This is a genomic window from Nocardia amikacinitolerans, from assembly GCF_900215415.1.
GTDB lineage: Bacteria > Actinomycetota > Actinomycetes > Mycobacteriales > Mycobacteriaceae > Nocardia > Nocardia amikacinitolerans.
On the sequence record NZ_OBEG01000002.1, the window covers coordinates 663993 to 678415 of the forward strand.

Sequence of the window (14423 nt, forward strand, 5' to 3'; positions counted from 1 at the left end):
GTCTAGATCCGTGCCGCGAGCACCAGGGCGAATCGATCGTCGTCGTCGGTCCAGACCCGCTCGGTGCGGAAGCCGGCGGCGGCGAGTTCGGTATCCAGCCCGTCGACGCGGAACTTCGCCGAGATCTCCGTGCGCAACTGCTCGCCGCGCGCGAAGTGCACCGTGAGGTCGAGGTCGGCGACGGTGACCGTCATGTCCTCGGTCGCCGCGAGCCGCATCTCGATCCACTCGCGCTCGGCGTCCCACAGCGCGACGTGCTCGAACTTCTCGGGATCGAAGTCCGCCCGCAGGCGGTGGTTGAGCACGTGCAGGACGTTTCGGTTGAACTCGGCGGTGACCCCGGCCGCGTCGTCGTAGGCGGGAACGAGCACGTCCGGATCGATGACCAGCCCGGCGCCGAGCAACAGCCGCTCGCCCGGCTCGAGCACCTCCCGGATGCCCGCGAGGAATTCGGCGCGCTCGTCGGGCACCAGATTGCCGATGGTGCCGCCGAGGAAGGCGATCATCCGGCGGCCGCCGCGCGGCAGATTGCGCAGGGTGTCGGTGAAATCGCTGACCACGCCGTGCACACCGAGCGCGGGGAACTCCGCGGCGACCTGTTCGGCCGCCGCGCTCAGCGCCGCCGACGAGACATCCTGCGGCACATAGGTCTTCAGCGGCCCCTCGGCGGTCGACGCGGAGAGCAGCAGGCGGGTCTTGTGCGCCGAGCCCGCGCCGAGTTCGACGAGGACTTCGGCTTGCGCGATCCGCGCGATCTCGCCGACCACCCGTTCCAGCAGGGCGCGTTCGGTGCGCGTCGGGTAGTACTCGGGTAGTTCGGTGATGCGTTCGAACAGTTCGCTGCCGCGAGCGTCGTAGAACCACTTGGGCGGCAACCACTTCGGATCGGCGGTGAGCCCGCGCCTGGCGTCGGCCCGCAGTGCCGTCGTGAGATCCTCGTCGGAGAGATGGACTTCCAGCGTCGGTGCGGTCATGGCGTGGACCTTTCGGTATCGGGCGGGGTCAGCTCTTCGATCGAGAGCACCCCGGGCCTGGCGGACACCAGCTTCCGGTCGGGAATCGGCTGCCAGCGCGGATCGTCGTCGTACGGTTCGGAGGAGAGGATGGCGACGTCGTCGGTGACGAACGCGGACAGCGCGTGGTGCACCGTGGTGGCCCACACCTGTTCGCCGTCGCCGATCAGCAGGTTGAGCCGGGCCGTCGGCATGTGCCGGAGCACGGCGTCGACCAGCAACCGCAACGCGGTCGCCGGTGTCTTCGCGTAGTCGCCGGAGTCGGTGGAGCGCAACAGGTCTCGCAGCAGCACCCACAGGGCCGCGGAATCGGTCGCCGCTTCGGCCTCGAGCAGCCGGGCGGTCTCGAAAAGCCGGGTCGCGCCCGCGCGGGTCGCGGCCACGTCGAGGTCCGAGGTGACCGCGGTGAGCACCCGACGCCACTCCGGTATCGCGCCGTTGTGACTGAACGCCCAGCGCCCGTCGACGAAGGGCGCGCACGCGGCCCGTTCGACGGGCATACCGACGGTGGCCGAGCGGATCGAGCCGAGCACCGCTCCCGAAACGAGCTGGGGCAGAACCTCTTCCACCGCCGGATCGGTCCAGATCGGGTCGGGGTTGCGATAGCGGCTGGCCTGCGGCGCGCCGCAGGCACCGTTGCGCCACCACGCGACACCGAAACCATCGGCGTTGATAGTGCCGCCGCCGCGCATCTCCTTGGGCGCCCACGCCTGCGTGCGTAGGGAATGTGTACCGCGAGTGAGCAATTCGCCGACGGACGTCGGCGGGCCGACATAGCCCAGGTGCCGACACATCAGATTTCGTCCCGCCCGAGGTCGCGAGCGAGGCGGAAACCGGAGAAGATCTGCCGGCGGATCGGGTGGTCCCAGTTGCGGAAGGTGCCGCGACAGGCCACCGGATCGGTGCCGAACGAACCGCCGCGCAGCACGCGATAGTCGCCGCCGAAGAACACCTCGGAGTACTCCTTGTACGGGAACGCGCGGAAGCCGGGGTAGGCCTCGAAGCCCGAGGACGTCCACTCCCAGACGTCGCCGATCAGCTGGTGCACACCCGAGGGCGACGCGCCCGCCGGGTACGCGCCCACCTCGGCCGGTTCGAGATGGCGCTGTCCGAGATTGGCCGTGGCGGAGTCGGGTTCGGCATCGCCCCAGGGGTAGCGGCGTTCGGCGCCGGTGTCCGGGTCGTACCGCGCGGCCTTCTCCCACTCGGCTTCGGTGGGCAGTCGCTTGCCCGCCCAGTTCGCGTAGGCCTCGGCCTCGAACCAGCAGACGTGCAACACCGGCTGACGCGGACGCAGCGGGGTCATCACACCGAAGACCCGCCGCCACCAGCGTCCGGCCGGATCGCGGTCCCAGAACTGGGGCGCCACCAGACCGGCCTCGGTGCGGTGCGCCCAGCCGCGCTCGGACCACAGTTCGGGGCGTTCGTAGCCGCAGTCCTCGACGAAGGCGAGGTACTGCTCGTTGGTGATCGGCGCGGCGTCGATCGCGAAGGCCGGCACGTGCACCCGGTGCGCGGGGCGTTCGTTGTCCAGCGCCCACGGATCGGTGGAGGTGCCCATGGTGAACTCGCCCGCCGGGATGATCACCTCGCCGGAGACCGGGACCGCGGCGGCGGGCGCGCTCGGCGCGGCGAGTACCGCGGCGCCGGTTCGCAACTGGTGCGTGGCCAGCATGGTCTCGTCGTGCTGCTGTTCGTGCTGGGCGATCATGCCGAACGCGAAACCGCCGTCCACCAAGGGGTTTCCGCGCAGCGCGCTGCTGTCGAGCACGTCGAGCACCTTGTCGCGGACGGTGCCGACGTAGCCACGCGCCTCGGTGGGATTCAGCAGCGGCAGCCCGGGGCGGTTGGCCCGCGCGTGTTTGAAGGCGTCGTAGAGGGAGTCGATGTCGGCGCGGACGGGATCGCGTCCGCCCACGTCGCGCACCAGCCACAGCTCCTCCTGGTTGCCGATGTGCGCGAGGTCCCAGACCAGCGGGCTCATCAGCTGGGAATGCTGGGCGACGAGTTCGGCCTCGTCGACGACGTCCGTCAGGCCGTGCGTCCTGGTGCGTGCGGTGGTGAGCACCTCGGCGATTCGCTCGCGGAGCCGCTCGGTGCCGGAATGATCGGTGGGGGCGAAAGTGGTCACGGTAACGCTCTCCGGGCGGTAGTGGTCGTCAGCGCTGTGCGGCGGGACGTGCCGCGGCCTCGTCGAATGGTGCTGTGCGCGTGCTTGTTCCGCGCTGCCGCAGGCTTCACGACGCGGCCTCCACCCGGGTGTCGGCCGGGGTGCGGCCGCCGCGACATCGTCGCGAGGCGTCGTCGAGTTCGCGCGCCGCCGACGGCGTGCGAGCGTGCGCGGCGGCGAGGGCAAGCAGCTCGACGGCGACCTTCCTGATCTCCGTGTCGACCAGGCCGTAGCGGGCCGCCTGCAACCACCTGCCCGCGACGGGCGCGGCGAGCGCGGTCGCCTCGGCGACGACGGCGGGCGCGGACAGCAGCGCGTCGAACGCGTGCACCGGGACCGTCCAGGTGTCGCCAGGCTGCGCGTCCAGGTAGCGGACCTCCAGGTGACCCGAAGCGCGGACCTGCGGGAACAGGGTCGTCAGGTGGTAGTCGAGGTCGGCGGTGTCGGGACGGCGGCCGATCTCGTCGTCCAGCGCGCCGGACAGCCAGTCGGCGAAGGTCGCGCCCGGCGGGGCCGTCCAGCCGACACCGTTGCCGTCCGACGACGCGTCGGGTCTGCGGACGCACAGCAGCGGCACGTCCAGCGCCCAGCGGGCGTACGCGGCCACCGGATCGGACCATTCCTGCACCGGCGGGCGGGTCCTTGCGTTGTCCAGGCGCAGCCAGGCGCGCATCCGCTGGGAGGCCCACGCGCCTTCGGGCGCGCCGCGGAGTGCGGGGGAACAGGCGAAGGCGGCCACCAGGGCCGGGCCCATGGCGTACAGCGCGGTCCACCTGGCGGTGACCTCGGCGCGGTCGGCGCCCGCGTCGACGCTGACCTGGGTGGCCGCGGTATTGCACATCATCAGCTTGCCGAAGGGGCCGATTCCGCCGAAGGACTGCTCCATGGCGCGGTAGCGGGGCAACTGCAACACCCGCTTCGGGCGGCGGTCGGCATCGGCGGAGAGGGAAAGTGTTCGGATGCACCGGGTTTCGAGCAGCTCGCGCAGCAGGCGGGCGTCGCCGATCAGACGCTCGCACAGCTCGGCGGCGGTGGCATACGGTGCGCTGGAGAGTTCGATCTGACCGCCGGGTTCGAGGGTGACCCGGCTACCCCCTGGCAGCGGTAGCGCAGGCGAATCGGGGGCGATGGACCGCGGTGCGTGCGGTCCGAGCGCGGCTGCGAGAGCCGACAGCTGCGGGCGGGGGGCCGCGGCGGGCCCGGACGCCGAACACTCACCCTGCACGGTGAGCCACTCGAGCTCGGCGCCGATCAGCGTCGGTGGGCCCAGCTTGAAGCAGACACCGCCGACGTAGGCCTCGGCGGCAGCGCGCGAGGACAGATCGCCGGGCTCGAGGGTTTGCCTGGCCGATTCCGGGTGTTCGAGCGTGATCGCCATGCCAACCTCCACCTGAGTTCCTGCGCGGGGCCGGACATCCGTCCGAACGCCATGATCGTTGTTCGTGTCGCTGTCGTCCGCGCTCGAACACAGATCCGAACGCGCTCTCACCGTGGTTCCGTTCAGACCAGGGTAGCCAGGGATACCGACAAGAAACCGTCCAGCAGCCGAACAGACGGTCCTACCTGGGGCGCTGCCGAGCGCCTGCGCGGGGAGTTCCGGTACCGATAATGTCGTCGGCATGTTGGACGAGACACGGGTACGCGAAGACACGCCGGGCTGCCGGCCCGATGCCGGGCTGGTCTTCCTCGACAGCGCGGGTTCCTCGCTCCCGCCCCGGATCGTCCTGGACACCGTCGTCGACCACCTGCGCAGGGAAGCCGAGATCGGCGGCTACCGCGCCGCGAACGAACGCCTCGACGACCTCGCCGCGGTCAAGACCGCGATCGGCGCGCTGATCAACGCCGACCCGAGCGCCATCGCCCTCAGCGACAGCGCGACGCGCTCCTGGGCCGACTTCTTCTACTCCGTCCCGCTCGGACCGGGCGATCGCGTGCTCATCTCCGGTTCGGACTACGCGAGCAACGCCATCGCGGCGATCCAGCGGGCCCGCGCGGTCGGCGCGACCGTCGAGCAGATTCCCAGCGACGGCAGCGGGCAGCTGGATCTGGACGCGATGGCCGAGCTGGTCGACGAGCGGGTCAAACTGGTGTCGGTGCTGCACGCGCCGACCAACGGCGGGCTGGTGAATCCGGCGGCCGAGGCGACCCGGATCGCGCACTCGGTGGGCGCGCTGGTGTTGCTCGACGCCTGCCAGTCGGCAGGGCAGATCCCGATCGACGTGGCCGAGCTCGGCGTCGACGCGCTCTCGGTCACCGGGCGCAAGTGGCTGCGCGGGCCGCGCGGCACCGGATTCCTCTATGTGCGACCGGAATTGGCCGCCACGATGGAGCCGCAGCGGCTCGATCTGCACAGCGCCGAGTGGACCGGCCCCGAGGAGTACCGGCTCGCGCCGGACGCCAGCCGCTTCGAGTTCTGGGAGTGCGACGTGGCCGCCCGGCTCGGGCTCGGCGCGGCCGTTCGGTATCTGCTCGACCTCGGGCCGGAGGATGTCTACGCGGCGATCGGCGCGCGGGCGGAGTACCTGCGCAAGGCACTGCCCGAGATCGACGGAGTCACCGTGCGCGACAACGGTGTTCGGCACAGCGGCATCGTCTCGTTCACGGTCGACGGGGTCGCGGCCGCCGAGGTGCGCGATCGGCTCGCGGCCCAGAACATCACGGTGACGGTCAGTTTCGCGAGCTCCACCCTGTTGGACATGACCGCGCGTGGGCTGGACGCCGTGGTGCGCGCGTCGCCGCACTGCTTCGTCTCCTTCGACGAACTGGACCGGTTCGTGGCCGCCGTCGCCGCCCTCTGATGTCGCAGCGCGAGCTCGTCGTCCTCGGCACCGCGAGCCAGGTGCCGACCAAGCACCGCAACCACAACGGTTATCTGCTGCGTTGGGGTGCGGAGGGTGTGCTGTTCGATCCCGGCGAGGGGACCCAGCGGCAGATGGCGTTCGCCGGGCTGGCGGCGGGCGACATCACGCGGATCGCGATCACGCACTTCCACGGGGATCACTGCCTCGGGCTGCCCGGCATCGTGCAGCGGATCAATCTGGATCGGGTCGCGCACCCGGTGGACGTGTACTATCCGGCGTCCGGCGAGGTGTATTTCGAGCGGTTGTGCAACGCGACGGCCTTCTACCGCACCGTCGAGTTACGGGCGCGGCCGATTGCTGGGCCTGGTGCGTTGCCCGCGCCCGAAGCGCCGTTCGGGATCGAAGCGGTACCGCTGTCGCATCCGGTCGAGGCGTTCGGCTACCGGCTGACCGAGCCTTCCGGGCATCGGATGCTGCCGGAACTCTTGCGCGCCCGCGGGGTGCGCGGCCCCGATATCGGCAGGCTGCAACGCGAGGGTGCCGTCGACATATCTGGCGTCGCAGTCACTTTGGCCGAAGTCAGCGAACCCCGGCCCGGCCAGAGCTTCGCCTTCGTCATGGACACCCGGCTGTGCGACGGCGTCTACGAATTGGCTTCCGGCGTGGACGTTCTCGTGATCGAGGCGACCTTCCTCGACTCCGACGCCCACCTCGCCGAGGAATACGGCCACCTCACCGCGGGCCAAGCCGCCCGCGTCGCGGCCGAAGCAGGCGCCCACACCCTCGTCCTCACCCACTTCTCCCAGCGCTACCGCACCCTCGACGCCCACCGCGCCGAAGCCGAGAAGTACTTCACCGGCGACCTTTTCATCGCCGAGGACCTCGCGCGCATCCCGTTCCCACCCCGCCGCTAGCCGCCGACACCCACTCCGAATGCTCGGGGCGTGTCACTCCGCGAACAGTTCCTCGGCCGTCGCGACCGTCACCGCCCGGCGCGCGAAGTCGCTCTGGTACTCGTAGTTGTGGAGCGTGGCGGTCATCAGCGTCTCCCAAACGGCTCGGGCGGCTCGCGGCAGCCTCATATGGACGAAGTCAGGTACAGCCTTGAACCGTCGTCATCGAAGGTGTCGAGCGCCGCCGTCGCAGGGCCTGAATCCTGCGAGCACCGCGATGCCGCCGCCCGCGCGCTTGCCGGAGCCACTGACAGTGGGCCGCGGCCGCGAGCATCGGGCGCGCAGGACTCCGCGAGTGCGGCCACAGCCGGTAAGTGGATGGGCGAACAGGACCGGTTCGATCGTGCGCTAGTCGGTAGGCGACCCCGGCGAGGGGTTAACGTCGCGGCGATTCGGCGGGATAGTGGGAGGAGGCCGGATGCTCGGTCGAGCTGTGACGAGGAGACCGACAAATGAGCAGGTTCACCGACGAGATGTACGAGACGGGGCGGTCGTCCGGCCGCGGCCTGGTGACCGGGGAGCCGGGCGCCCCGCTGCGGCAGACCTGGAGTGAGATCCACAAAATCGCGCGCCGGATGGCGGGCGGACTCGCGGAGGCGGGCATCGACCACGGCGACGCGGTCGGCGTGCTCGCGGGCATGCCGGTCGACATCGCACCGGCGTGCCAGGCGATCTGGATGCGTGGCGCGTCCATCACCATGTTGCACCAGCCGACGCCGCGCACCGACCTCATGGTGTGGGCCCGCGACACCGAGACCGTGCTCGGCATGATCGAGGCGCGCGCGGTGGTGCTCGGCGCGCCGTTCGAGGCGGCGGAACCGCTGCTGCGCGAGCGCGGCATCACCGTCGTGCGCATCGACCAGTTGGCGGAGGGGCCAGAGATCGACCCGGTGCCGACCACCGAATCCGATGTGGCCCTCCAGCAGTTGACCTCCGGCTCCACCGGTTCGCCAAAGGCGGTGCGGATCACGCACGGCAACTTCTACGTCAACGCCTACGCGATGTTCGATCGGGTGAAGTTCCAGCTCGACAGCGACGTGATGATCAGCTGGCTGCCGCTGTTCCACGACATGGGCATGGTCGGATTCCTCAGCGTTCCCATGCAATTCGGGGCCGAGGTGGTGTGCGTGACGCCGCTCGACTTCTTGCAGCGGCCGCTGCTGTGGGCCGAGCTGATCGACAAGTATCGCGGAACCGTCACGGCCGCACCGAATTTCGCGTACTCCCTGCTGGCGCGCAGGCTGCGGCAGGCCGACGACGGCGCGCTCGACCTGAGCAGCGTCCGGTACATGTGGAACGGCGCGGAACCGGTGGACCCCGACACCATGGACGCGCTGGCCGAGGCCGGAAAACGCTTCGGGCTCAACCCGATGGCGCTCACCCCGGTCTACGGCATGGCCGAGACGACGCTGGCCGTTTCGGTCCCGGACCCGGGTCTCGGCCAGGTGGTCGACGTCATCGACGCCGATCTGCTCGAAGCGCTCGGCAAGGCGGTGCCGGTGCCGGACCAGCACATCAATCACGCCAACGTGCGGCGCCTGCCGACCCTGGGCTACCTGGTCGATCACCTGGAGGGCCGGGTGGTGGACGCCGAGCGCGAACCGCTGCCGACCCGCTCGGTCGGCGTCATCGAATTACGTGGTCCCGCGGTCACTTCCGGCTACGTGACGGTCGACGGCTTCCGCCCGGCCCAGGACGCGGACGGCTGGCTCGACACCGGCGACATCGGCTACTTCACCGAAGACGGACTGGTGGTGGTCTGCGGCCGCAAGAAGGACGTCATCATCATGGGCGGTCGCAATATCTTCCCGACCGACATCGAGCGCGCCGCCATGCGGGTGCCTGGCGTTCGACCTGGCAACGCGGTCGCGGTCCGGCTGGACGCGGGACAGAAGCGCGAAAGCTTCGCCGTGGTAGTGGAATCCAACGACCATCAGAACCCGGTCGAGGTCAAGCGCATCGAGCACGACATCGTGCACGCGGTCTTCTCCGAGGTCGGCGTCCGCCCGCGCACGGTGGCCGTGCTCGGCCCCGGCGCCCTGCCGAAGACCTCGTCGGGCAAACTGCGCCGCTCCGCCACCGCGGCCCACCTGCACTGAACGAGTCGAGATACTCCGCGCCTCAGTGCAATTGGTTCTGCGCGGTCTCCAGCCCAACGCGCAGCAGTAGCTCCACCGCGTCGGCGGCCTGCTCGACGATCACCGGCACTTCCTTGCGCTCGGGCGTCGAGAACGGCTTGAGCACGAAATCGGCCGGGTCCTGCCTGCCCGGCGGACGCCCGATGCCGATCCGGGTGCGCACGTAATCCTTGGTAGTCAGCGCACTGGAGATGGATCGGAGGCCGTTGTGGCCGCCCTCCCCGCCGCCGCGCTTGAGCTTGACCGCGCCGAAGGGCAGATCCAGTTCGTCGTGCACGACGATCACCTCGGTGGGCGGCACGGAGAAGAATCTGGCGAGCGCGGCCACCGGCCTGCCGGAGAGATTCATGTAGGACCGCGGCTTGGCGATCAGGACCTGGCGCCCGTCGAGGCGGGCTTGCAGCAGGTCGGCTCCGGACTTCTTGTGCACGGCGAAACGGCCGCCGACGCGCTCGGCGAGCACGTCGGCGACCAGGAAACCGACATTGTGCCGGGTGCGCTCGTACTCCGGACCTGGGTTGCCAAGTCCGACGACGAGCGCGGGCCCGGTCGTGGATTCGGTCATCTACGAACCGGTTCCGGGCGTCCTTACTCGGCGCTCTCGGCCTCGGCGGCTTCGGCCTCGCCTGCCTCCGGCTCGGCGGCCGGCGCGGCGATCACGTTGACGACCAGGGTCTCGGCGTCGACGGCCAGGGTGACGCCGGAGGGCAGCTGAAGCTCGCCCGCGGTGATCTGGGTGCCGGGCTCGACGCCCTCGACGGAGACCTCGATGGTCTCGGGCAGGTTCAGCGCCTCGGCCTCGATGGAGAGGGTGGTGGCTTCCTGGGTGACCAGGGTGCCCGCGGCCGGATCACCGGTGACGGTGATGGTGACATCGGCGGTGACCCGCTCGCCCCGCTTGACGATGAGCAGGTCGGCGTGCTCGATGTAGCGGCGAATCGGGTGCACCACAACGGATTTGGTCAGCGCCAGCTGCTTCTTGCCGTCGATGACGAGGTTCAGCACCGCGTTGGTGCCGTGCTCGCGCAGGATGGCGGCGAAGGCCTGGGCGTTGAGTGCGAGGTGCTGCGGGTCGGCCTGGTGGCCGTACAGCACGGCGGGGACGTTGCCCGCACGACGGGTGCGACGCGCGGCTCCCTTGCCGAACTCGGTGCGTACGGCGGCTTCGAGAAGGTTGACGTCGGACATGACTGGATCTACTCCTACGGCTCTTCCGGGCTGTCAAAGGTGCCCGCCAGGGAGGGTGGCGCCCTGGGCTGGGGTTCTGGTCTACTCGTCGGGGCGAAGACCGAACGAGGACGGCCGGAAGCCGCGCCGCGCCGATCACGGTGTCGCAAAAACGTCTGCGGACACCCTCGCCGAGACAACCCGAACACCATACCCCAGCGCACGCGCGGCAGATGAATCGGGTGGTCAGAAGCGGTTCGGCGGCGCGTCACCAGGGTCGCGTAATCTGGACCGGTTGTCTATCGCCGAACCTGCGAAAGGTTGCTCACGTTGACCGCCCCTGAGGACGTCGTCGCGCCCACCCCGCGCGGACTGCCCGCCGAGGTCGCCCGGCGCCGCACTTTCGCAGTGATCTCCCACCCGGACGCGGGCAAGTCGACGCTCACCGAGGCGCTGGCGCTGCACGCCAGGATGATCTCCGAGGCGGGCGCGATCCACGGCAAGGCGGGTCGTAAGTCGACGGTCTCCGACTGGATGGAGATGGAGAAGGCGCGCGGCATCTCGGTCAGCTCCACCGCGTTGCAGTTCAACTACCGCGCCGCTGGCTCCGAGGTCGACAGCGTCATCAACCTCGTCGACACCCCCGGCCACTCCGATTTCTCCGAGGACACCTACCGGGTGCTCACGGCGGTTGACGCGGCCGTGATGCTCATCGACGCAGCCAAGGGCCTCGAGCCGCAGACGCTGAAGCTGTTCCAGGTCTGCCGCCACCGCGGTATCCCGGTGATCACCGTGATCAACAAGTGGGACCGGCCAGGCCGCGCGCCGCTCGAGCTGCTCGACGAGATCGAGGAGCGCATCGGACTGACCCCGACGCCGCTGTTCCTTCCGGTCGGCATCGCAGGCGATTTCCGCGGCCTGCTGCGCCGCGGCGCCGACGGCGAGGCGCTCGAATACATCCACTTCACCCGCACCGCGGGCGGCGCGACGATCGCGCCCGAGGAGTCGATCACCCCGGAGTCGGCCGAGGTCCGCGAGGGCGAGGCGTGGACGACGGCGGCCGAGGAGAGCGAACTGCTCTCGGCGACCGGACAGGACCACGACCAGGAGTTGTTCCTCGCCGGACAGACCTCGCCGGTCATCTACGCCTCGGCGATGCTGAACTTCGGCGTGCGCCAGCTGCTGGAGACGCTGGTGGCGCTGGCCCCCGCGCCAGGCGCGCGCAAGGCCGTGGACGGTACGCCGCGCAACACCACCGACCCGTTCAGCGCCGTGGTGTTCAAGGTGCAGGCTGGCATGGACACCGCGCACCGGGACCGGCTGGCGTTCATGCGGATCGTGTCGGGCGAGTTCGAGCGCGGCATGGTCGTGACGCACGCGCAGACCGGACGACCGTTCGCCACCAAGTACGCGCTGACCGTGTTCGGCCGCGAGCGCGCCACCGTCGACACCGCCTACCCGGGCGACGTGGTCGGCCTGGTGAACGCGACCGCGCTGGCGCCGGGCCACACCCTGTACGTGGACAAGAAGGTGGAGTTCCCGCCGATCCCGTCCTTCGCGCCGGAGCACTTCGCGGTGCTGCGCGCGCGGACCGCGGGCAAGTACAAGCAGTTCCGCAAGGCCATCGACCAGCTCGATTCCGAGGGCGTGGTGCAGGTGCTGCGCAACGACATCCGCGGTGACGCCGCCCCGGTGCTCGCTGCCGTCGGCCCGATGCAGTTCGAGGTGGTCACCGCGCGCATGCTCGCGGAGTTCAACGTCGAGACGAACATGGAGCACCTCGGCTACTCGCTGGCCAGGCGCACCGACGCCGCGTCGGCGGAGGAACTCGGCCGCCAGCGCGGCGTCGAGGTGTTCACCCGCAGCGACGGCGCGCTGCTCGCGCTGTTCAGCGACAAGTGGCGGTTGCAGTACATCGAGAAGGAACACCCGAAGCTGACGCTGGAACCGCTGGTCGCCGCCGCCGACAACTGACGGCGCGAAGCCCGGCGTCAGATCGAACCCGCCGACCCGGCTTCGGCGTCCGTCGGCGCGGAGAGCCCTTGCGGCGCAGGGGTTTCCGAGGCGTCCGGAGCGGAGATCGGCAGCGGGAACGAATGGTGTTCGTGAGTGACCCGCCAGCGGTCGTCGGACTTGCGCAGTCCGATGGTCAGCCGCAACCGGTTGTCCGGGTCGACGCGGAACTCCTCGGGCTTGCCGCAGCGCAGCAGCGCGTACGCGAACGCCACGTCGCTGCCCGCGGTGACGTCCAACGACACGATCTCGAACACCGCGCCCTCGGCGAGCCAGCGGAAGAACGGCGGCCAGGTCTCCCGGTACGCGTCGATGCCGCGGACGCCATCGTTCGGCGGTGGCACGTCGTACATGACGATGTCGTCGGCGTGGTCGGCGAGCACTCCGGCGAGATCGCCCGCGCGCACTGCGGCGGCCCATCGTTCGATCAGCTCGCGGATCCGCGCTTCGTCGTTCATGGTCGGCATTCCCTTCGATACGGCCGCCGGGTGCGGCGGCGTGCGGGTCCATCCCGTCGCTCGTACAACCCGGGCCGTGCGCGGAACTCATCGGTGCGCGGGAAAATTCAGGCGGGCAGGTCGACGGGCAGGCCGAACGACGGAAAGAGCGCGGGCTCGAGAAACGAGACCACCTCCGCGATCCGGCCATCGCGCACCGCGACCACGTCGAGCGCCATCGCCGCGAACACCGCGCGCTCGTCGTCCCAGAGATAGGTGCCGAACGCGAGCTGACCGTTGGCCGAGGCGAGCAGGAAACGCCAGCGGTACCGCAGCGGACCACCGAGCAGGAACTCGCGGATGGCGGCCTCCCCGGCATACCACTCGGGCAGCGGCGGCATCGAGTACTTCGCGTCCGCGCTGAGCAGCGCGACGATCGCCGTCACGTCGCCCGACTCCCACGCGGCGACGTACTGCCCCGCCAGGTCGCGGATCTCGTGGTCGGTCATGGTGTGCAGCGCGCGCTGCTGGGACTGCGCGGGCAGCCGCGCCTCGACCCCGGCCCGTGCGCGCTGCAACGCGCTGTTGGCCGAGGCCACGCTGATCTCCAGCAGTTCGGCGGTCTCGCGAGCCGAGAAACCGAGCACGTCGCGCAACACCAGCGCGGCCCGCTGGAGCCCGGGCAGATATTGCAGCGCGGCGACGAACGCGAGCTCCACTGCCTCGCGCGCCTCGTACCTGGCCTCGGGCGCCCTGCCGCGCACATCGGCATCGGGATAGGGCTCCAGCCAGGCGATATCGGTCAGCGGCGCGCCGGGGCTCAGGTCCACCGGCAGTTCGCGGCGGCGGCGCGTCTCGAGCAGGGTCAGGCAGCGGTTGGTCGCGATCCGGTAGAGCCAGGGCCGCAGTCCGGCGGGGTCGGTCAGCTTGTCGAGGTTGCGCCAGGCTCGGACCAGCGACTCCTGCACCGCGTCGTCGGCGTCGTGCACCGAACCGAGCATGCGGTAGCAGTGCACGTGCAGTTCCGCGCGCAACGGGGCGACCATGCGTTCGAACTCCGGCTCGGCCACCACCCGCACAGAACTCGCCGTCATTCGCCTTCGGGCTCCCGCCGCAGCGGCGTGGTGGACTCCGGGTCGCGCTCCACCGGCGCGATCCCGTCCTCCCTGGCGATCAGACCCCAGCGGCTGGAGGTCAGGCGCAGGCTCGGCAGGTCGCTCAGCGAGACAACCACCTCGTAGGTGCGCTCGTATCCCGTGTGCGCGATCCGCCACATGCCGTCGTCGCAGCGCACGTAGCGATCGGTGTAGAAGGCCGCGCCGCGCAGCAGCATGTTGTGCGCGGGAATCAGCACGGTGTCAGCGAGATACCAAGTGCCCGTTGCCGTGTCGCCGTCCACGTCGACCTCGGGATGGTCGCAGCGGTGCTCGGTGATGACGTGCGGGCCGAGCGTGTTGCGCATGAAGGCGAGGAAGGCGTCGCGCGATTCGAACTGGAGATACTCGCTGTAGGTCGCGGTGGCCTCGGGAATCATGGTGTCGGCGAATTCTTCCCAGGACTTGGTGTCCAGCGCGCGCAGATAGCGGAACTTCAGGCGGCTGATGGCCGCGACGTCGTCCATGCCCGGCCGCTCGGCGGGCGGCCGGATGACGCGCCGCGGATCGAGGAGGTCGCCCTCCTCCGTTGGAGCGCCGTTGCGCGGCTCGGCGCGCTCGGCGGTGTCCTCCGTGC

At 70.1% G+C, this 14423-nt stretch carries 12 protein-coding genes and 1 pseudogene; 4 read left to right on the forward strand and 9 right to left on the reverse strand.

Going from position 1 to position 14423, the window contains the following annotated elements:
- Positions 1 to 2 precede the first annotated feature (2 nt).
- The 4 genes from egtD to egtA form a co-directional block, all read right to left on the reverse strand.
- Positions 3 to 974 (reverse strand): L-histidine N(alpha)-methyltransferase, encoded by a 972-nt coding sequence (egtD, locus tag CRP45_RS11370; RefSeq protein WP_097245042.1) that lies wholly within the window; start codon positions 972 to 974, stop codon positions 3 to 5.
- Positions 971 to 1807 (reverse strand): ergothioneine biosynthesis protein EgtC, encoded by an 837-nt coding sequence (gene egtC, locus CRP45_RS11375; RefSeq protein WP_097245043.1) that lies wholly within the window; start codon positions 1805 to 1807, stop codon positions 971 to 973. Before egtC ends, egtD begins: the two co-directional genes overlap by 4 nt.
- The gene (gene egtB / locus CRP45_RS11380; protein ID WP_097245044.1) at positions 1807 to 3144 is read right to left on the reverse strand and encodes an ergothioneine biosynthesis protein EgtB; all 1338 of its coding nucleotides are present in this window, start codon (positions 3142 to 3144) and stop codon (positions 1807 to 1809) included. The genes egtC and egtB overlap by 1 nt, the downstream gene beginning before the upstream one ends.
- 106 nt (positions 3145 to 3250) lie before the next feature.
- Positions 3251 to 4561 (reverse strand): ergothioneine biosynthesis glutamate--cysteine ligase EgtA, encoded by a 1311-nt coding sequence (egtA, locus tag CRP45_RS11385; RefSeq protein ID WP_097245454.1) that lies wholly within the window; start codon positions 4559 to 4561, stop codon positions 3251 to 3253.
- A 241-nt stretch (positions 4562 to 4802) separates the two neighbouring features.
- Here egtA and CRP45_RS11390 point away from each other — a divergent pair, with 241 nt between their 5' ends.
- The 3 genes from CRP45_RS11390 (at position 4803) to CRP45_RS11400 (ending at position 9036) form a co-directional block, all read left to right on the forward strand.
- Positions 4803 to 5981, forward strand: coding sequence for an aminotransferase class V-fold PLP-dependent enzyme (locus CRP45_RS11390; protein ID WP_097245045.1), 1179 nt, complete (start codon positions 4803 to 4805; stop codon positions 5979 to 5981).
- Positions 5981 to 6898 carry a ribonuclease Z gene (locus CRP45_RS11395; RefSeq protein ID WP_097245046.1) on the forward strand — a complete coding sequence of 306 codons (918 nt, stop codon included), beginning with the start codon at positions 5981 to 5983 and terminating at the stop codon, positions 6896 to 6898. Before CRP45_RS11390 ends, CRP45_RS11395 begins: the two co-directional genes overlap by 1 nt.
- Positions 6899 to 7389: 491 nt before the next feature.
- Positions 7390 to 9036 carry a fatty acyl-AMP ligase gene (locus CRP45_RS11400; RefSeq protein ID WP_097245047.1) on the forward strand — a complete coding sequence of 549 codons (1647 nt, stop codon included), beginning with the start codon at positions 7390 to 7392 and terminating at the stop codon, positions 9034 to 9036.
- A gap of 22 nt (positions 9037 to 9058) precedes the next feature.
- On the opposite strand, the gene pth is transcribed toward CRP45_RS11400, so the two are convergent.
- Complete coding sequence (gene pth, locus CRP45_RS11405) at positions 9059 to 9640, reverse strand: aminoacyl-tRNA hydrolase (RefSeq protein WP_067784459.1); 582 nt, start codon at positions 9638 to 9640, stop codon at positions 9059 to 9061.
- A 23-nt stretch (positions 9641 to 9663) separates the two neighbouring features.
- Positions 9664 to 10263: a 50S ribosomal protein L25/general stress protein Ctc gene (locus CRP45_RS11410; RefSeq protein WP_097245048.1), complete on the reverse strand. Its 600-nt coding sequence runs from the start codon at positions 10261 to 10263 to the stop codon at positions 9664 to 9666.
- 309 nt (positions 10264 to 10572) lie between these two features.
- On the opposite strand from CRP45_RS11410, the gene CRP45_RS11415 reads away from it, so the two are divergent.
- On the forward strand, positions 10573 to 12216 hold the full coding sequence (locus tag CRP45_RS11415; RefSeq protein ID WP_097245455.1) for a peptide chain release factor 3: 1644 nt from the start codon (positions 10573 to 10575) through the stop codon (positions 12214 to 12216).
- A 113-nt stretch (positions 12217 to 12329) separates the two neighbouring features.
- Here CRP45_RS11415 and CRP45_RS11420 read toward each other — a convergent pair.
- From CRP45_RS11420 to CRP45_RS11430, 3 genes and pseudogenes are all read right to left on the reverse strand, one after another.
- Positions 12330 to 12713 (reverse strand): annotated as a pseudogene (locus CRP45_RS11420) (YybH family protein); the annotation flags it as partial.
- Between the two features lie 107 nt (positions 12714 to 12820).
- Positions 12821 to 13786 carry a sigma-70 family RNA polymerase sigma factor gene (locus tag CRP45_RS11425; RefSeq protein WP_097245049.1) on the reverse strand — a complete coding sequence of 322 codons (966 nt, stop codon included), beginning with the start codon at positions 13784 to 13786 and terminating at the stop codon, positions 12821 to 12823.
- Positions 13783 to 14313 carry a nuclear transport factor 2 family protein gene (locus tag CRP45_RS11430; RefSeq protein WP_097245457.1) on the reverse strand — a complete coding sequence of 177 codons (531 nt, stop codon included), beginning with the start codon at positions 14311 to 14313 and terminating at the stop codon, positions 13783 to 13785. The genes CRP45_RS11425 and CRP45_RS11430 overlap by 4 nt, the downstream gene beginning before the upstream one ends.
- Positions 14314 to 14423 lie beyond the last annotated feature (110 nt).